The following is an 18498-nucleotide window of genomic DNA, read 5'->3' as shown; positions in this document are numbered from 1 at the left end:
TTCAACAAGTGGGGCGGCGGTTGTGGTTGAGGCGGCGTTTTACGGCGACGATTTCACTGGGTCGACCGATGCGATGGTGCAGTTTGCTCGGGTCGGGTTGCGGTCGGTGCTGCTCGTGACGTTGCTGTCGGCATCTGAGTTGCGCGAGCTGGCCGAGCGGTACGACGTGATCGGTGTCGCCGGGATCGCACGGTCGCTGCCGCCTGACGAGCAGGAAGCTGAGCTCCGTCCGGCGCTGGAGGCGCTCCGGGATCTTGGGCCACGTGTGTTGCAGTACAAGGTGTGCTCGACGGCCGACTCCTCCCCCACGCGTGGCAGCATCGGGCGAGCGGTGGAGATCGGGCGGGAGGTTTGTGGTACCTCCGTCGTACCCATTCTCATCGCGCAACCGGAGCTGGGCCGCTACACCGTCTTCAGCCACCACTTCGCCGCCGAAGCCGGCGCCGTTCACCGCCTCGACCGTCAACCCACCATGTCCGCGCATCCCGCCACCCCCATGCACGAATCCGATCTCCGCGAACACCTCAGCCGTCAGACGTCGCTTCCTCTTGGCGCCCGTCACCTGACCACCTACTCCACCCTCGCGACTGGCCTCACCGCGGCTGGAGATGTTGCCGCGGTCTTGCTCGATGCGCTGACCGACGAGGATCTGCGGCTACTCGGAAAGGGAATCCTGGGAGACGCGGGTGAGGCCTGGTTCGTCGTCGGCTCAGGCGGTATGTCCCGAGCCGTCGCCTTGGCCCTTCGGCCTGACGGCGGAGCAGCTACCGCGGCGGCGTCGCGTGTCGGTGGGCCGGTGTTAGTGGTGTCGGGCAGCCAGTCGCGGCGTACCGCAGAGCAGATCGAGCACGCCCGCTCCGCCGGTTGGGAGGTGCTGCCGCTCGCAGACAGTGCGACGGCTCAGACGACCGCCGCGCTCGCAGACGGCACGATGGGTCAGACGACTGCTGTGCCAGCAGACGGCGCGGTGGGTCAGGCGACTGGTGCGTTCGCGGAGGGTGTGGTGGAGCGGGCGATTGGTGCGTTCGTGGCGGGAGTGGATGGGGTCGTCGTGCATACGAATGAGTTGGATCCTGGGAGCCTCGCGCAGGTACCTGCTGCGTTGGCGGAGGTTGTGCGAGGGGTTGCCGCGGCGACCGGTGTACGGCGGGTGGTGGTGGCGGGTGGGGATACGTCCGGGCAGGTGTTGCGGGAGCTTGGGATCAGTGCGCTTGAGCTGGTTGATGCGTCGGAGTCGATCGCGCCTGGGGTGCATTTGTGCCGGGCGGCGTCGGGCGAGGTGGAGCTTGATGGGTTGGAGTTGTTGTTGAAGCCGGGGCAGTTGGGGGAGGTCGATCTGTTTACGCGGTTTCGGGGGTGGTCAGGGTGAAGGATTCGACTGGTGCCTGTGGGCTGTCGAGGATTTCGACGGTGCGTGGCGCGGAGGCGACGGTCAGGTTCGTGATGGTGATGTCGCGTACGACGGGGGCGTGGCCGCCGAAGTGTTCGGGTTCCGCGTGGCGGGTGGTGATGAGTACGGCGGAGGAGGTGACTGACTCGACTGCGAGGTTTTCGACACGGACCTGCTCGATCAGGCCGCCACGTGAGGAGTTCGTCTTGATCCGTACGGCGTGGTCGACGGCTGGGCCGGTGACGTGCAGATCGCGGGCGTGGACGTTGTGGACTCCGCCGGATACTTCGCTCCCGATCGTCAGGGCGCCGTGGCCGGCGACGAATCGGCACGACTCGATGAGGATGTTCCGGGACGGGCGGCCGACGCGGCGGCCGTCGTCGTCGCGGCCGGACTTGATCGCGATGCAGTCGTCACCGGTGTCGAACGAGCAGCCGGTGATGACGACGTCCGTGCAGGAGTCGGGATTGCAGCCGTCGTTGTTCGGGCCGTGCGAGTCGACAGTGACGCCGCGCACCAGGACGTCGCTGCAGAAGACCGGGTGCACCACCCACATCGGGGCGTTGACGATGCGGACGTCTTCGATGCGGACGCGACGACAGCTGTGCGGCTGGACGAAGCTGGGGCGGAAACCGTGACCGGGTTCGAAGACACGGTCCGCCACCGGGACGCCGTCGTCGACCATGCGCAGCAGACGTTCCCAGTCCGTGCGCGGCCGGGTGTTGCGCCACCAGTTGTCCGAGCTCGCGCCGCCGTCGAGGGTTCCTGTGCCGGTGATCGCGACGTCCGTTTCGTCGTAGGCGTAGATGAGAGGTGAGTGACTGAAGCACTCGATCCCCTGCCACCGGGTGCGGACGATCGGGTACGCCGCTGGGTCGGTGCTGAACCGCAGCGTCGCGCCGGCAGACACGTGCAGCTCGACGTTGCTGCGCAGCCGGATCGCGCCGGTGTGGAATTCACCGGCGGGTACGACGACGCGCCCGCCGGTGAGCGCGCACGCGTCGATCGCCCTCGCGATCGCCGCTGTACAGTCCGCGTCAGCAGCGGCGCCGAAGTCGGTGATCAGGTAGTCAGGCATCGGGTGGTAGGGCTTGGGTGCGGAGGGCGTTGGCGAGCGGTACGGCGATGACCCAGCTGGGGTTCCAGGTGTTGGCGTGGCCGCGGCGTTGCCAGTGGGTTTGGAAGACGGCTTCGCCTTGTTCGCCGGGCAGGGGGAAGTTCCAGTCGTGGGGGCTGATGGCGACGGTCTGGGTGAGCGCCTGGAGGGTCGTTCGGGCCGCGACGACGTACGACCGGCGGTTGGTGGTGAGTCCGAAGGACAGCAGTTCGTACGTCGGGAAGAAGGCGTCGAGGTGGTGGTTCTGGACGCTGACCGTCGGCCAGCCGATCGCGTTGAAGCCGGCCGCGTGCAAGGGCGAGCCCTCGTCCTGTTCCGGAGACCACACGTAGACCCAGGTCAGGAGCCAGTCGGCGGCCACCTCGCACCAGGTCGCGTAGACGGGATCGCCGGTACGGCGAAAGAGCTCGTAGGCGGCCATGAAGTAGTACATGCCGGCTTCTTTGTCCTCGCACGCCGCGTCGAGTGTGGACCGCGAGAACGGGCGGTCGAAGGTCCGCGCGTGCTGATCGTGGTACCGGGACAGCCAGACGGTCGCCTCCGACAACAGCTCGGCGTCGTCGAGAACCTCCGAGGCCTTGAGAGCAGCCAGTACGCACGGGATCCCGGCGGACGAGACGGTCGTCGCCGCGGGCGAGCCGTCCAGCCGCCACCCCACCGGGAACGTGCCGTCGGCCAACTGAGCGCCGGCCGAGCTGCGGAGAAAGGTCATGGACTCCGTGAGGGCGTGCAACCAGGACGGCGGAACAGCTTCGCCGTGCGCTCGGAAGAGCGTGATGATGTCGGCCAGGTCGGCGATCGTCTCGCCATAAGCACGGCTGGAGACCATGGGCCGGTTGCCGGTCCGGAAGCTGGTCCAGCGACGGGTGATGGCCTGATAGGCGTTGTGGCGCAGACCGGGAGTCGGCGTCGGGCTGCCCGACAGGTAGAACTCGACGGCCGCCCGGCAGCGATCGATGCGCAGGCGGTCCCGGGTGTTGAAGCCGAGCTGCGCGTCGCACCAGGCGAGCTTGAGCGCCTGGCCGGTCCACCCGTACATGAAGTGCCGCGTCTTCCGCGGACCGTTGCCCGGGATGTCACTGAACTTCGTGTACCCGGCCACCGTCCCGGACTGGTACCACCGGTTGTCCAGAGCAACTGTCTTCAGCCGGATCAACTCGTCCAGTGCCAGACCGTCAGCACCGGCACCAGTGAAGACCGCGCGCGCCGTGTGGACCAGCTGCCGGAAAGCGTGACCACGAATGTCCTGCGGCCCCCAGTCGAGGATCAGCTGCTGCGTGTAGCTCTCCCCCGGCCGCAGCGTGAGGTAGCCGTCGTCGGTGACCTCGGTCTCGGCCTTGCTGACATACCGGATGTCCTGCTTGCCGTCGAACATCAGGACGCCGCTGAGCGCCGCGATCGCTGGCCCCTCCTGCCGGATCGCGCCGAGCGAGCCGTAGCGGACCTGGCCGTCCCCCGAGCGGCGTGCCTGCGGGCGCGAGAGGACGGACAGCCAGCGCCGTTCGCGGCCCTCGCGCCATTCGAGGTTCACCCCGGGGATCGGCAGCCGGTCCTCCTCGGCGACGAATCCGCCGCCGGGCGCCGGACCGATTCGCGGTACGGCGCGCGCCGGGTCGGCGGACGGGTTGTCGTTGTAGATCACGCCGGGGACGGTGAGCTGGCTGTCCTTCACCCGGCCCAGGTCGAGCAGCAGCCCGACAGCAAGGTCCGCGAGCCGGCGCTTGCTCGTGTTGCGCCACCGGAGCTCGAGGTTCAACCGGTCGCCGTCGTCGAATGCCAACTGCACCTCGACCGCGAGCGGTCCGGTGCGACAGCCGGCGCGGTGCTCGCCCGGTCGCCGCGAGATCCACCAGCCGTCGGGTGACGGTGTCCCGGCCGTCTGGAGCAGGCTCGGCTGCCACGGCCGGCCGGCCGAGCAGGTCAGCAGACCGGCCAGCGGGCGTTCGAGGCAGACCGGGCCGTCGGCCAGGCCGAGCTGCAGGACCACACCGTCAGGGGTACGGCGGAGTTCGGCTTGGCGGGGTCCCGACGTGAGCGGTGGCATCAGGACGTCCGGCGGATCTGGATGGCCTGGTACTGCGTGCCGGGCAGCCGGACGGTCAGCGTGTCGGTGACGTTCTCACGGGTTCGGCGTACCGAGTGGTTCCACACGTCCAGCACGTCGACGTCGTACACGCCCTTCGGGAGCGAGAACGTGCGGTCGGGGAACTGGTGCTCGCCGAGGTACTGCAGGTAGTACGAGCCTGGCACCGCGAGGGTCGGGGCGTCGCGGTAGTCGTCGATGGGCTCGACACCGTCCGGCAGCTCGTCGAGGACCTCACGCAACAACCGAAGCCGCTGCGCCACAACTCCCGTCGGCCGACTACCCCCGGCTGACCAAGGTGTGTCGACGTACCACTCGCCATGGGTTACGTACGCCCCGCGGACCGTGCCCTCCCAGATGCGGGTGAGCATCTCCTCGGGGCGGAGGCTGGTGTCGGGGGTGGTGCCGTTGCCTTCGTGGCCGCAGGCGTCGACGAAGACGGGTTTGGCGTAGTCGCGGCGAAGGGCCGAGACACCACGCAGGTTCTCGAGGCGGACGCTGAGGTGGGTCAGCCAGGGCGGTCCGGGATCGGTTGCCTCGTGCATCGAGATCAGGTGCTGGCTGGGATCGAGTTCGGCGATGAGCTCGGCCAGCCGGCGGACGTCCGTGGCCTGCGGTGTGCTGGTCGGCGAGAGGCACCAGGTGACGTTGCGGTACGCGGACAAGCGGTTCACCGTGGCGCGGATGGTCGCCTCGTCCAGCGGGAGGCTCACGTCGGCGACGATGCCGGCCGTCAGGAGGTCGCGGACCTGGTCCTCGATGGTCTCCGAGAATGCGAGCCGGACGCGGTTGAACGGCGACGCCGCGATCGCGGGACGCGCCGCGGCCCATCGGTCGGGGCGGCCGAACCACGACGTCGTCAGCGGGTGGTACGGCGTACCGTCCGCCCATCGCAGCGCCGTCCCGAAACGCCGGACCGGACCACGCGAGGTCCCCGGCGTGCAGGTGAACTCGATACCGGACGACCCCGACCACTCGCCTTCCAGGTCCGGGCTGAACCGGACGAGCCAGCTGTCTCCCGACTGGAACGACTCCGCGTAGGCGGTGGCGCCGGACGCGTGCCGGAAGTGCACGCCGGTCGGTCCGGCAACGGGTAGTTCGAGCACGTCCCAGCGTGCTACTGACGTCATCGGGTGCCTCTCAGGGCGAGGTACGGGGTGGCGGGCAGCGGGATGCGGCTCGGGCCGGTGTACTCGGCCAGCGGGGTGATGGTCATCGCGCGGGTGTCGATCAGGTCGAAGTGGAACGGCGATCCGTCCGGCAGATCGAGTTCCACGGCCGACGGCTGCCGGTCGCCGAGGTAGTGCAGGACGCAGCGGTCGGTGTCGACCTCGCCGTCCGACTGCCGTGGCAGTCCGGCGAACACGGCCCGCAGGAAGTCGATCCGCTCCGGGCTGTCGCCGTACAGCCGGCCGCCGATCGAGATCCACGCCCGGGTCTCGCGGTCGACGAACGACTCGCCGTGTCCGACGTACCCGCCGAGCGCCATGCCCTGCCAGAACCGGTGCACCATCTCGTCCGCGGTCAGGTTGCCCCAGCGGCGGCCGGCGTTGCCCTCGTAGCCGATCTCGTCGATCACCACCGGTTTCGGGCAGTCCCGCCACGCCGCGACCTCGGCGCCGTCCCAGTGCTGCACGCTCTGGTGGGTGATCCACGGCTTGCCGAAGTCGTACGGCGTGAAGACCTCGTACATCTTGGTGCCGTTGTGGATCGACCGCAGCCGCTGGTACGGGTCGTAGCGCTGTACCAGCTGGAGCAGCCGGTCCCAGTCCGCGATCGTCTTCTCGTGGTTGAAGTCGTACTCGTTCGACAGCGACCACCAGACGTTGCGGTACGCCGCCAGCCGCGCGACGACGTACCGCAGGTACGCCGCGTCCTGCGCCGGGGTCATCCGGTCGAAGCCCCACACGCCGCGGTCGTACGGGTGGAACAGGATCAGGTCCGCCTGGATGCCGAGAGCCAGCAGATCGGCGACGCGGCTCTCGAAGTGCTGGAAGAACTCCGGGTCGTACCGGTCAACGTCGACGGCGCCGGGGGTCGAGCCCGCGAACGGGGTGCGCTCCGGGCGCATCCCGTCCGTGGGCAGCAGGCACATCCGGACCTTGTCGAAGGGTGCCTCGCGCAACGACTCGAGCGTGAGCTCCTGGAGCTCCTTCGTCTCGTACGTCCAGTGGTAGCAGGTGGTGCCGATGCAGTCGTAGCGACTGCCGTCGGCGTACGAGAAGTGGTGCCTGCCGAGCACGTCGACCGGTCCGTGGTTGCCCTGGCCCGGTGGAGCGCAGGTGAAGGTGCCGTGGTGGCCGTCCAATTCGGGGGCGGAGCTGGACGTGATGTACGACCACTCCCCCTCACGGTCCGGTGAGAACCGCGCACGGTAGTCCCCGTCGCCGTCGTAGAAGCCGTCGACGGTTACCATCCGGTTCCGGAACTGGTAGGTGACCTGGAACTCCACATCGACGAACGGGTTGCCGCCGGACGGCCCGGTCAGGGTGAGCTCGTGCAGGCCCCACTTCTCGATACTCATGGCAATCGGTCTCCTGCCTGGATCCACTCGGGCGCCAGGATCACGTGCTTGATGGTCTTGCGCAGGTACGAGTACGCGACGTGCAGCCGGCCGTCGCGGGTCTGCAGCAGCGTCGGGTACGAGTAGCCGAACTCGTTGTCGCGGTACTCCTCGTCCTGCACCTGGAGGTTGCGCCAGTACGGCCAGGTGGCGCCGTCGTCCTCGGACAGCGCCAGCGTCAGCGGGGTCCGCAGGGTCTTCCGGCGGACGCCGCCCTTGCCGTCGTCGACCCAGCGGAACTGGTCGCGGTCGGCGCACGAGTCGTTGAACACCATGACGAGCCGACCGTCGCTGAGCCGGAGCACCTGGATCGCCGAGTTGTTGTTCGGCAGAGTGGTCTTCTCGGGAGCGGTCCAGGTGCGGCCGTTGTCCTTCGACACCGACCGGTGGATGCGGTCGGCGGCGCGGCTGCGGTAGTAGCCGACGAGTTCGCCCGGTGACAGCTCGGCGATGCTCATCTGCACCTGTCCGACCGCATCCGGCACCTCCACGGTGGACCAGGTCGAGCCTTGGTCGGTGCTCAGTTTCAGCACCGTGCGCTCGGCGGTCTTGTCGCAGTCGTACGCCGGCAGCAGCCAGTCACCGTTGCTCAGCACAACAATCGGGTTCCGGATGAACGAACCGAGGTGGTCGAACAGCACCTCACTCCGCTCCCAGGTGACCCCGCCGTCGGGTGAGACCCGCCGGATCACCCGCGAGCTCGACTGGTCATGCGGTTCGTTCGAGGTGTGCAGCAGCCAGACCTCACCCGCCGGCGGGGCGACGAACAGCAGCGGATTCTGTTCCGACCTGCGCGGGTCGGAGGACAGTTGCACGGGCGGCAGCCAGGTGTCGGAGCCGGCCGGGAGGCGGGAGAGCACGATGTTCGTGTCCGGCTCGCCCTCCCCCGGCCCGTTGAACCAGGCGCAGAGCAGGTCGCCGGCCTCGGTCTCGACGAGGGTGGCGGCGTGGCTGTCGCCGGGGTGGATGGTGGGCAGGAGGGCCGCACCCTCGCGGATGCGGCCGTCGAACCTGGGATCGATCACCATGTGAGCCCGCGGGCGACCTGCGCCTTGATGTAGTCGGGGATGTCCTGCGTCTCGGTGACCAGCAGCGACGAGTCGACGTCCATGCCGTCCTTGAGGACGTGCTGCCGGAACACCTTGTACAGGGGGATGTCCCAGTACTCGGTGTTCTGGTAGTTCTTGATCACCGCGTTGTCGCCCCAGTAGACGGCCGACGTGTCGACCGCCGCGAGCTCCGGGATCGCCGTACCGAACGCGTTCACGACCGCGTCGGTCTTCAGCACCGCCTTCATGCCGTACGACGAGATCCGCGTCTGCATCTCCTCCGACACCAGGTACTTGATCACGTCCAGCGCCTGGTCCTTGTGCTGCGACTGCGGCGGGATGAACGCGGCCCGGGTGTCCGGCTGGTAGATCGTCTTCGACCCGCGCGACAGCACCGGCATCGAGGTGACGCCGATCTTCACGCTCTTGGCCCACTCGGCGAATTGCGCCGCGTCGTCCTCCTCGACGTAGTACGCGCTGAGCGCGTACGCGTTCAGCTTCGACAGGTTGTTCACCGCCATCGCGAGATGCCCGGGGAAGCTCATGTCGCCCTTGAAGAAGTCGTCCACGGTGGTGAAGTTGTTCCGCGGGATCATCAGGAACCGGTACATGTTGTTCGCGACGGTCTTCCACTCCGCGCTGGTCAGGTTGACCTTCACGTCCTCCGGCGCCGGCTGCTCGCTCGAACCGGGCACGAACGGGTAGAGCCCGAGCTGGTTCATCGCGAGGTAGTTGTCCGGGTGCTGCATGTAGCCCTTGTAGTGGTGGATCCCGTCCTGCCGGGTGAGCTTCTGCGCGAGCTTGTAGACGTCGTCGTACGTCGACCCTGCCGTCGGGTACCGGACGCCGAACTTGTCGAAGATCAGCTTGTTGTAGAACAGCAGGCTCTCGTCGATCCAGAGCGGGACGCCGTACAGGCCGCCGTCGGAGCGGGACTTGATCTGCTCGACCGAGCCGACGTTCAGCGCGGTCAGGTCGATGCCGGCCTGCTGCACCAGTCCGGTGATGTCCTGGGTCCAGCCCAGCGGCTCGAGGTCCCGGTCGATCCGCAGCCGCGGGTCCTCCAGGATCAGGTCCGGCACCCGGCCGGCCTTGGCCATGTCCTCGTACCGGATCGGGTAGTCCCAGGTGGCGTACTTCAGCTTGATGTTCGGGAACTTGGCCCGGATCGCGTCACCGAAGACGGTGTCGAAGTACCGGGTAGCCTCCCGGCCCTGGTCGTTGCCGCCGAGCTCGAACGGCTTGAAGTTGGCGGCGAAGACGAACAGCTCGTCGTCGGCGACCGAGAACGGCACGTTGTACTTGTTCGGGATGTCGACGACACCGGTCGCGGAGCTCACGCTGCCGCGCGACGTGGCGGTGGTGGAGCTGGTGGTGGCAGCGGCGGCGGTCCCGGCCGGGAGCACGCCGCCCAGGGCGGCCAGGCCGCCGAGCAGCGCGCTGTTGCGGACGAAGCCGCGACGCGACAGGCCGGGGCCGTCGGACGAAGCGGAAGGACGCTCGGCGTTCTGAGCTTCAGACATGGAATGACCTTTCCTACGGGGCGGTGGTGGCCGTGAGGACACCCTTCAGGTCGAGCTGCTCGGCCAGGTGGCACGCGACTTTGCGGCCGCCGATCTCGCGCAGCTGCGGGACTTCGGTCTTGCACCGCGCCTCGGCGTACCCGCACCGCGGGTGGAACGGGCAGCCGGACGGCACCTTCGACGGGTCCGCGATCTCGCCGCGCAACTTGATGCGCTCGCGGAGCCCGCGGGAGGCGGGATCGGGATCCGGTACGGCGCTCAGCAGCGCCTCGGTGTACGGGTGCAGGGGTCTGGTGTAGAGCTCCTCGGTCGTCGCGCTTTCGACGAGCTTGCCGACGTACATCACCGCGACGTCGTCGGCGACGTGCTCGACGATGCCGAGGTCGTGGGACACGAACAGGTAGGTGAGGCCGGACTCCTCCTGCAGATCCCGCAGCAGGTTGAGGATCTGGGCCCGGACCGACACGTCGAGCGCGCTGACCGCCTCGTCCGCGACCACCAGCCGCGGCTCGGTGGCGAGCGCCCGCGCGATCACAACCCGCTGCCGCTCGCCGCCGCTGAACGCGTGCGGGTAGCGGTGCGCGTACTCGGCCCGCAGCCCGACGCGACGCAGCAGCGCGGCGACCTTGTCGTCGATCTCGTCGCGCGACCCCGCCGCCTGCACCCGGAGCGGCTCGGCGATGATGTCGCGCAGCGTCTTGCGCGGGTCGAGCGAGGAGTGCGGGTCCTGGAAGATCAGGCGGACCTGGCCGCGGTACGGCTTCAGCTGCTTCTCGCTCAGCGGCGCCAGGTCGACACCGTCGAACATGATGCTGCCCGAGGTCGGCTCGTAGGCGCGGACGATGCAGCGGCCGAGGGTCGTCTTCCCGCAGCCCGACTCACCCACGAGCCCGAGCGTCCGGCCGGCCTGGATCGACAGGTCGACACCGTCGACCGCCTTCACGAAGCCCCGGTTCCGCCCGAGGAACCCGCCGTGCAGCGGGAAGTGCATGGTCAGCCCACGTGTCTCCAGCAACGTCATGACTTCTCCTCGCCGTACAGCAGACAGGCAACGTCGATCTCGTCGCTGCGCACCCGGAGCGGCACGGTCGTGTCGCACTTCCCGGCCATGAACGCGTCGCATCGCGGGTGGAACCGGCACCCCGACGGCCGCTCGTACGGCGGCGGTACGGTCCCGCGGACTGCGACCAGCCGCTCCTGCCCGCGCGCACCGAGTCTGGGCACCGAACGCACAAGTGCTTGTGTGTAAGGGTGTTTGGGCCGGCTGAGTACGGCGGACGCCGGCCCCTGCTCGACGACTTCGCCGAGGTACATCACCGCAACCTCGTCGGCGACCTGCGCCGCGACGCCGAGGTCGTGCGTGATCAGCATGATCGCCATCCCGAACTCCTGCTGCAGGTCCTGCAGCAGGTCCAGGATCTGCGCCTGGGTGGTGACGTCGAGCGCGGTCGTCGGCTCGTCCGCGATCAGCAGCCGCGGCCGGCACGACAGCGCCATCGCGATCATCGCGCGCTGCCGCATGCCGCCGCTGAGCTGGAACGGGTACGAGTCCACGCGGCGCTGCGGGTTGGGGATGCCGACCCGGCCGAGCATCTCGATCGCGCGCTCCCGGGCGACCTGCTTGCCGACGTGCTCGTGCAGCCGGATCGCCTCGACGATCTGGTCGCCGATCGTGTGCACCAGGCTGAGCGACGCCATCGGCTCCTGGAACACCATCGCGATGTCGGCCCAGCGCACCTGCCGCAGCCGCTTGTCCTTCGCGGCCAGCAGGTCGAGCGGCTCGCTGCCCGGTGCGTCGTCGTACAGCAGGATCTCGCCGCCGACGATCCGGGCCGGCTTCTCCACCAGCCGCAGGATCGACCGGGCGGTGACGCTCTTGCCGCACCCGGACTCGCCGACCACGGCCAGCGTCCGGCCACGTGGCACCGACAGGCTGACGCCGTCGACGGCCTTCACGACCCCGTCGCCGAGCTCGAAGTGAGTCCTCAACGAGCGCACTTCCAGTAGCGGTTGCATCAGAGGGTCCTCACTTGTAGGGATCCGCGGCGTCGCGCAGACCGTCGCCGACGAAGTTCATGGCCAGGACGACCACCACGACCGCGAGGCCGGGTGTCAGCAGCCACGGCGCAGTCGCGACCGCGCGGATGTTCTGCGCGCCCTCGAGCAGCACGCCCCAGCTCACCGCGGGCGGCTGCAGACCGAGGCCGAGGAACGACAGGCTGGTCTCGGCGAGGATCATCCGCGGCACCGCCATCGAGATCGACGCGATGATGTGACTGGCGAACGACGGCACCATGTGGCCGAAGATGATCCCGGTCCGGCCGACGCCGTCCAGCCGGGCCGCCATCACGAAGTCCTCCTCGCGCAGGCTCAGGAACCGGCCGCGGACGTCCCGCGCCAGCCCGGTCCAGCCGATCAGCGAGAGGATCACGGTGATCGCGAAGTACCTGGTCAACGGTCCCCAACTGCCCGGAAGGGCGGCCGACAGCGCCATCCACAGCGGCAGCGTCGGGACCGACATGATGAACTCGATGATCCGCTGGATGATGTTGTCGACCGTGCCGCCCAGGTAGCCGGAGATACCGCCGATCAGCATGCCGAGCACGAAGCTCGCGAACACGCCGACGAGTCCGATCGACAACGACACCCGGGCGCCGTGGATCAGCCGGGACAGCAGGTCGCGGCCGGACTGGTCGGCGCCGACCAGGAAGAACGGCTCGCCGGCCGTCGTCGGACCGATCAGGTGGATGTTCGACTTGATCGGGCCCAGGATCGAGTACTCGTCGCCGCGCACGAACCACCCGATGTCGACGATCTTCGACGTGTCGACGGTGAAGGTCTGCTCGAACGTCTCCTGGTTGCGCGTCGACGAGTACCCGTACACGAACATCCCGTGCTCGGCGTCGACATGGATCCGCTGCGGTGGGGCGTACGGCAGCGAGGTGTGCGCGGTGTCGGCGCTGGACGGGGCGAAGAAGCCCGCGAAGATCGCGACGAAGTAGATCGGGACCAGCACAATCAGCCCGATCAGCGCCAGCCGGTGCCGGCGGAACTGCCGCCACATCAGCCGCCACTGCGGCAGCGCGCCGTGGTCGCGAAGGCTCTTCACCACCTCCGCCGGCACTTCGTGCGAGCTGTCAGGAGCGATCGCCTCGGTCTGCTGGACCATTCAGATCTATCCCTTCTGGAACCGGGTACGGATCCGCGGATCCCACCAGGCCAGTGCGAGGTCGCTGAGCATCGTGCCGATCACCGTCAGCGTGCTGAGGATCAGCACGAAGCTGCCGACCAGGTACATGTCCTGGCTCTTCACCGCCCCGAGCAGCAGCGGACCGCTGGTCGGCAGGCTCATCACGACCGACACGATCGTCTCGCCGCTGATCAGGCCGGGCAGCAGCCAGCCGACCGTGCTGAAGAACGGGCTGAGCGACATCCGGACCGGGTACTTGAGCAGCAGCTTCCACTCCGGCAGGCCCTTCGCCCGGGCGGTCGCGACGTACGGCTTGTGCAACTCGTCGAGCAAGTTGGCCCGGGTGATCCGGATCAGGCCGGCCGTCCCGGCGACGCCGACCACCACGATCGGGATCCACAGGTGGGACAACAGGTCGAGCAGCTTGCCCAGGTTCCAGGCCGCGTCGGCGTACTCCGGTGAGAAGAGTCCGCCGACGCTCTGGCCGAAGTACCGGAACCCGATGTACATCATCACCAGCGCGAGCATGAACTCCGGCACGGCCATCCCGATGAAGCCGAGGAACGAGGCCAGATAGTCGCCGCCGGAGTACTGCCGCAGCGCGCTGTAGATGCCGATCGGGAACGCGATCGCCCAGACGAACAGCAGGCTCGCGATCGACAGCACCATCGACAGCAGCACCCGGTTGCCGATCAGGCTGGCCACCGACTGGTTCCAGGCGAAGGACTGGCCGAGGTCACCGTGCAGTACGACGCCCTTGATCCAGGTGAGGTACTGCACGATGAACGGCTTGTCGAGCCCGTAGTGCCGCTTCAGCTCGGCGATCTGCGAGTCCGGGATGTCCTGGCCGCGGGCCTCCGCGTTCGCGATCACCGTGGTGGTGTAGTCGCCCGGCGGCAGCTTGATGACCACGAAGGTGACGAACGAGATCGCCGCCAGCGTGATGCCCATCCAGACCAGCCGCCGGGCCACGAAGCGCAGCATTACTGGCCGATCGCGAACTGCTCGGGGTGGACGATGCCCGGGGCGACCGATTCGCTCATCGTGGCCGGCACGTTGTGGAAGTCGTTCTTCACCACGCCGTACGTGTTCGGGACCGAGCTGATGCCGATGTAGTAGAACTGGTCGGCCGCGATTTGCAGGATCTGCTTGCCCAGGTCGAGCGTCTTCGCCGGGTCGGGCTCCTGCCGTGCCTGGGTGAACAGCTCCATCTGCTTCTTGATCTCGGCCGGCGGCTGTACGCCTTCCTCGCCCTTCGACTGGTACCACTGCGCCCAGCCGATGCCGTATCGCGCGCTGCCGTCGTTGGTCGGCACCCAGTAGTGGTCGCCGCCGGTCCCGGTGGGCAGCACGAACGTGCCGCAGGTCCAGGTGCCGGCGTCGTGGTCGTTGGCCTTGACCCGCTCCTTGTAGAGGTCTTCACTGACCGCCTGCGTGCGCAGCTCGATCCCGACCGCGGCCCAGCGCTTCTTGACGAACTCGATCGCCTCGACGTGGTCCGGGAACGACTCGCTGACCAGCACGGCGACCGACACCGGCTTCCCGTCCGCACCGAGCCGCTTGCCGTCCGCCGACTTCTTGGTCAGCCCGGCCGCGTCCAGGTGCTGGTTCGCCTTGGCGGCGTCGAACTCCAGGAACTGCGTGGCCAGCTGCTCGTTGTAGTACGGCGAGTCCTTCGGCGGCGCACCCTGCCAGGGCTCCCCCTGGCCGGCGTAGACCGCGTCGATGACCTCCTTGCGGTTGATCGCGTGCGACAGACCGGCCCGGAACTCCTTGTTGGAGAACAGCGCCCGCTTGACCGGGTCCTTGTGGGTCAGGTTGAGGCCGAGGACCATCGTGTTGGTGAGCTGGGTCGGCACCTCGAAGATCTTGTAGCCGCCCTTCTCCCGGTTCTGTGCGACGACCGGCTTGTTCTGCGGCGTCCCGAAGTTCCGGTACTGCATGCCGAACTCGCCGTTCATCACCTTGAGCAGCTCGACCTGGGCGTCCTGGACGACCTCGACGCGGCAGTTGTCGATGTACGGCAGCTGCCGGCCCTGGTCGTCGACCTTCCAGTAGTACGGGTTCCGGGTCAGCGTGACCGCGGAGCCCTTGCCGAGCGCGGTGGTCACCTTCCACGGCGCCAGCGTCGGCTGCTCCGGGTTGGTCCACGGGTTCTGCTTCTGCGAGAACAGATCGGTCCAGCTGCCGACACCGGCCTTCTTCGCCAGCGCGTTCGCATTCTTGTTGTACTTCAGGTGGAACTGCTGGAAGTAGTGCTTCGGCAGCAGCATCCCGTAGGCGCCTTCACGCTCGAAGATGCCGTCGGCGATCTGCACCAGCAGCGACGGCTGCGGCGAGCTGTAGGTCATCTTGATCGTGCGCTCGTCGACCTTCTCGACCTTCGCGATCTTCCCGGTGTCCGGCGACGTGAACGCGTCGTACAGACCGTCCGGGTGCAGACCCTCGTCGCACTGCACCTCGAGGATCGTGAAGATCAGGTCGTCCGCCGTACACGGCTTGCCGTCGGACCACTTCATGCCCTCACGCAGGGTGAAGGTGTAGACCTTGCTCTCGGCACCGACCGTGAACTCGCAGGTGTTCGCCTCGATCTCGTCGTAGCCGGGCTTGCCGACCTTGTCGGGCTTCCAGCGCAGCAGCGGCTCGTAGCGCATCGCGTACCACAGCCACTGGGTGTCCTCCTGGGTCAGCATCGCCGACCGCCAGGTGCCGCCGTACATCGCCTTGCCGTCGAGGGGCTTGATCACCGGCGGGTTCTTCGGGAGCCGGTCCGCCAGCGGCGGCAGCGTGCCCTTGTCCACCAGGGCTTTCAGCATCGGCGATTCCTTCTCGCCGACCGCGGCGGCTTGCGCACCGGCCCCGGCCGGCTTGGTGTCGAAGAAGCCGCAGCCGGGGACGGTGGCGACGGCCAGCAGGCCGAGACCGCCCTGCAGCAGCCGCCGTCGATCGATCTTGCTCTCAGACCCTCTTGTCATCGTCATGACCTCACTGCTGCTCGAGCGTGATGTTGCTGAACTGCGCGGTCCCGTAGTCGACGAGACCGTTGTCGTCCAGAAGGCCGCCGTCGATGGCGAACCCGATGTAGAAGGAGCGGTTCGGCATCACGAGCTTCTCGTAGCCGAAGCGGTCCCACTTGACTTGATCCGTGGAGATGAACGCCTCGAACTCGACGTCCCGGAACTGCGGGCGCTCGCGCCGGAGCAGCCGCAGCCAGTACACCTTCGTGGGATCCAGGTAGCTGCCGTCCCACGGCCACGGGCCGACGCTGGGCACCGAGCCGTGGGTCTGGATCCGGATCGCCTGCGCCTTCATGCCGCCGTCGTCGGTGGCCGTCGGCGCGGCACTCGCGTTGTCGTTGACCGTGCCGTACCCGCCCGCGACGCCGAAGCCGATCCCGCCGTACATGAACGGCGCGGCCGGGTCGAGCGAGTCGCGGATCATCAGGCCCGCGGTCAGCCCGTTGGCGATCTTGCTGATCTTGTCCAGCCGCGCGGTGATCTGCGAGACCGCGCCGGCACCGCCGGCCTGGAGCTTGCGGTACACGTAGTGGAAGTTGCTGCTCCGCCCGTAGATCCGGCCGGAGCCCTTGATGGTCAGGACCCCGCCGTCCAGGCTCCCGGATCCCGGCACCGGCGGCTTCCCGACCGAGGCCGACGTCCAGCCCGCCGTACCCACCTGCTTGTTGACGTGCAGCTGGACGGCGGTCGACTGGGTCGCCGTACCGTTGCGGTCGGTGGCCCGCGCCGTGACCCAGTAGGAGCCATCAGCAACGTTCTTCCACTGCACCTGGTACGGCGCGCTCGTCGCGGTGCCGATCACCTGGTCACCGGCGAAGAACTCGACCTTGGCCAGCTGCCCGCCCTTCGCGGCGGAAACGTCGGCCTTGATCGTCACGGTCGGCGCGGTCCGGCCGGCGAACGTCTGGTTCTGCGCCGGGCTGGTGATCCGCACGGCCGGGTTGCCGACCGGGTCCGGGACCAGCGAGTTGAGGTAGTTCTCCAGGTAGGTGTAGCCGTTCGGCGCGATCTTCTGCGCGTCCGACGGGTCGTTCGGGTCGAGCCCGTTCGCCTGCTCCCACCAGTCCGGGATGCCGTCGTGGTCGGAGTCCACCGGCGCCTCGGTCCGGGCCAGGTCCGGGTAGCCGCCGACCTGCTTCTGCGAGTTGATCAGCCGCCCGGTGCCGTTGCGGACCTCGTCGACGATCCGGGCGTCGGCGGCGTCGCGCCGGGGCAGGATCGCGCCGGCTCCGGCGAGCACCGCCTCGTACGCCTTGCCGGCCGCTTGGAGCTCGCCGCGGCCCGGGATCGGCTGCGGCTCGGCCAGTTCGACGATGCCGCCGATCGGGTACCGGATGCCGCGCCGGTTGTGCGCCGTGACCTCCGGGTGGCCCTCGACCTGGTTGCCGGCGACGTACCACTGGCCGCCACGGTTGGCGCTCACCACGACCGGCGCGACCTCGTCGAGCGTGGTCGGGCCCGGCTTGTAGAAGTTGTTCATGATGTTGATGCCGTTGGCCCACTCACCGCCGTACACCGAGGTGTACCCGTGGTCGTAGATCACGTTGTTGTAGTGGTCGACCTCGAGGTTGATGCCCTCGGTGTAGCCGAAGCGCGGCTGCCGGCCGCCCTGGTGGGCGACCAGGTTGTGGTGGTACGTGTTCCGCTCGCCGCCCCAGATGCCGCCGTACCCGTGCCGGTTCTTCGGGTGCGCGGACAGCGCCAGGCCCTCGGAGACGATGCACCACTGGACGGTGACGTCGAAGTTCCCGTACGGCGACAGGCACTCGTCGACCGCCCAGCTGAACGAGCAGTGGTCGATGATCAGGTTGCGGATCTGCGGGCTCACCGAGCCCGGCACGTTGGTGTTGAAGGCGTCGTCGGCGACCGCGTTCTCGTCGCCGAGCCGGAACCGCAGGTAGCGCATCACGATGTCGTGCGCGCCGCCGCTGATGTTGGTGCCGTAGCCCGCCACGCAGATCCCGCCGCCGGGCGCGGTCTGTCCGGCGATCGTCAGGTTGCTCCCGGCGATCTTCAGGCCCGACTGCAGCTGGATCGTGCCGGAGACCCGGAACACGATCGTCCGGTCGGAGCCGGAGACCGCGTCCCGCAGCGATCCGGGTCCGGAATCGGCCAGCGTGGTCACCTCGTACACGGAGCCACCGCGGCCACCCTTGGCCCACATCCCGGCGCCCTCGGCGCCCGGGAAGGCCGGCAGCCGGTCCTCGTTCGCGGTGGCGCCGGCGGTCTTCGCGGTCGCTGCGGCGGTCGCCGTCGGCGTGATGCCGAGCGATGCGACACCGATGGCGGCCGCGGTGGTCCCGACGAATCCACGCCGGGACCAGCCCGGCGCCGGGGCTTCGCCTGGGAGAGTTTCTGTCATCGTCCATGCCTCGCTTTCGGCAGGGGGGCGGCTGCTGAGTCGCGCAGTCTGAATATCTAGTCAACTCCGAATGGAACGACGGCCCTCATGCTCACGGAGGTTACGAAGGCATGTCAAGAGCGTGACGCCGGAAAGTTGCAATCGTTTGCAGGCAGAGATTTTCTCGATCGCAATCGTTTGCACGAACTCTTGCCGGATCGTCCG

13 protein-coding genes are annotated in these 18498 nt (G+C 68.2%); 1 reads left to right on the top strand and 12 read right to left on the bottom strand.

Annotation, left to right across the window (positions count from 1 at the left end; genetic code table 11):
* The first annotated feature begins 22 nt into the window (after nt 1–22).
* Nucleotides 23–1369, top strand: a complete 1347-nt coding sequence (locus tag ACWEOO_RS23025; protein WP_452144734.1) for a four-carbon acid sugar kinase family protein — start codon at nt 23–25, stop codon at nt 1367–1369.
* On the opposite strand, the gene ACWEOO_RS23020 is transcribed toward ACWEOO_RS23025, so the two are convergent.
* Genes ACWEOO_RS23020 through ACWEOO_RS22965 form a run of 12 tightly spaced genes read right to left on the bottom strand, consistent with a single transcriptional unit; the run spans nt 1341 to nt 18294 of the window.
* Nucleotides 1341–2468: a glycoside hydrolase family 28 protein gene (locus tag ACWEOO_RS23020; RefSeq protein ID WP_452144733.1), complete on the bottom strand. Its 1128-nt coding sequence runs from the start codon at nt 2466–2468 to the stop codon at nt 1341–1343. The genes ACWEOO_RS23025 and ACWEOO_RS23020 overlap by 29 nt on opposite strands.
* Entirely contained in the window at nt 2461–4494 is a 2034-nt protein-coding gene (locus ACWEOO_RS23015) for a hypothetical protein (protein ID WP_452144732.1), read from the bottom strand. Before ACWEOO_RS23015 ends, ACWEOO_RS23020 begins: the two co-directional genes overlap by 8 nt.
* 56 nt (nt 4495–4550) lie before the next feature.
* Nucleotides 4551–5720 (bottom strand): DUF5605 domain-containing protein, encoded by a 1170-nt coding sequence (locus tag ACWEOO_RS23010; protein WP_452144731.1) that lies wholly within the window; start codon nt 5718–5720, stop codon nt 4551–4553.
* The gene (locus ACWEOO_RS23005; protein ID WP_452144730.1) at nt 5717–7114 is read right to left on the bottom strand and encodes a DUF5060 domain-containing protein; all 1398 of its coding nucleotides are present in this window, start codon (nt 7112–7114) and stop codon (nt 5717–5719) included. Before ACWEOO_RS23005 ends, ACWEOO_RS23010 begins: the two co-directional genes overlap by 4 nt.
* Entirely contained in the window at nt 7111–8178 is a 1068-nt protein-coding gene (locus tag ACWEOO_RS23000; protein WP_452144729.1) for a sialidase family protein, read from the bottom strand. Before ACWEOO_RS23000 ends, ACWEOO_RS23005 begins: the two co-directional genes overlap by 4 nt.
* Nucleotides 8175–9725, bottom strand: a complete 1551-nt coding sequence (locus ACWEOO_RS22995; RefSeq protein ID WP_452144728.1) for an ABC transporter substrate-binding protein — start codon at nt 9723–9725, stop codon at nt 8175–8177. Before ACWEOO_RS22995 ends, ACWEOO_RS23000 begins: the two co-directional genes overlap by 4 nt.
* 13 nt (nt 9726–9738) lie before the next feature.
* Complete coding sequence (locus tag ACWEOO_RS22990; RefSeq protein WP_452144727.1) at nt 9739–10746, bottom strand: ABC transporter ATP-binding protein; 1008 nt, start codon at nt 10744–10746, stop codon at nt 9739–9741.
* Nucleotides 10743–11741 carry an ABC transporter ATP-binding protein gene (locus ACWEOO_RS22985; RefSeq protein WP_452144726.1) on the bottom strand — a complete coding sequence of 333 codons (999 nt, stop codon included), beginning with the start codon at nt 11739–11741 and terminating at the stop codon, nt 10743–10745. Before ACWEOO_RS22985 ends, ACWEOO_RS22990 begins: the two co-directional genes overlap by 4 nt.
* 10 nt (nt 11742–11751) lie before the next feature.
* A complete protein-coding gene (locus ACWEOO_RS22980) occupies nt 11752–12894 on the bottom strand; it encodes an ABC transporter permease (protein ID WP_452144725.1) in 1143 nt (380 codons plus the stop codon).
* Between the two features lie 6 nt (nt 12895–12900).
* Nucleotides 12901–13899 (bottom strand): ABC transporter permease, encoded by a 999-nt coding sequence (locus tag ACWEOO_RS22975; protein WP_355700063.1) that lies wholly within the window; start codon nt 13897–13899, stop codon nt 12901–12903.
* Nucleotides 13899–15890: an ABC transporter substrate-binding protein gene (locus tag ACWEOO_RS22970; RefSeq protein WP_452144724.1), complete on the bottom strand. Its 1992-nt coding sequence runs from the start codon at nt 15888–15890 to the stop codon at nt 13899–13901. The genes ACWEOO_RS22975 and ACWEOO_RS22970 overlap by 1 nt, the downstream gene beginning before the upstream one ends.
* 10 nt (nt 15891–15900) lie before the next feature.
* Complete coding sequence (locus ACWEOO_RS22965; RefSeq protein ID WP_452144723.1) at nt 15901–18294, bottom strand: Ig-like domain-containing protein; 2394 nt, start codon at nt 18292–18294, stop codon at nt 15901–15903.
* Nucleotides 18295–18498 lie beyond the last annotated feature (204 nt).

It is taken from the genome of Kribbella sp. NPDC004138 (genome assembly GCF_053603655.1).
This window is presented reverse-complemented; position numbering and strand designations above follow the sequence as displayed.

Coding starts and splice junctions, on each gene's coding strand:
- ACWEOO_RS23020 (WP_452144733.1), bottom strand. CDS start 2,468: ATGCCTGACTACCTGATCACCGACTTCGGCGCCGCTGCTGACGCGGAC.
- ACWEOO_RS22985 (WP_452144726.1), bottom strand. CDS start 11,741: ATGCAACCGCTACTGGAAGTGCGCTCGTTGAGGACTCACTTCGAGCTC.
- ACWEOO_RS22990 (WP_452144727.1), bottom strand. CDS start 10,746: ATGACGTTGCTGGAGACACGTGGGCTGACCATGCACTTCCCGCTGCAC.
- ACWEOO_RS22970 (WP_452144724.1), bottom strand. CDS start 15,890: ATGACAAGAGGGTCTGAGAGCAAGATCGATCGACGGCGGCTGCTGCAG.
- ACWEOO_RS22965 (WP_452144723.1), bottom strand. CDS start 18,294: ATGACAGAAACTCTCCCAGGCGAAGCCCCGGCGCCGGGCTGGTCCCGG.
- ACWEOO_RS23005 (WP_452144730.1), bottom strand. CDS start 7,114: ATGAGTATCGAGAAGTGGGGCCTGCACGAGCTCACCCTGACCGGGCCG.
- ACWEOO_RS22980 (WP_452144725.1), bottom strand. CDS start 12,894: ATGGTCCAGCAGACCGAGGCGATCGCTCCTGACAGCTCGCACGAAGTG.
- ACWEOO_RS22975 (WP_355700063.1), bottom strand. CDS start 13,899: ATGCTGCGCTTCGTGGCCCGGCGGCTGGTCTGGATGGGCATCACGCTG.
- ACWEOO_RS23010 (WP_452144731.1), bottom strand. CDS start 5,720: ATGACGTCAGTAGCACGCTGGGACGTGCTCGAACTACCCGTTGCCGGA.
- ACWEOO_RS22995 (WP_452144728.1), bottom strand. CDS start 9,725: ATGTCTGAAGCTCAGAACGCCGAGCGTCCTTCCGCTTCGTCCGACGGC.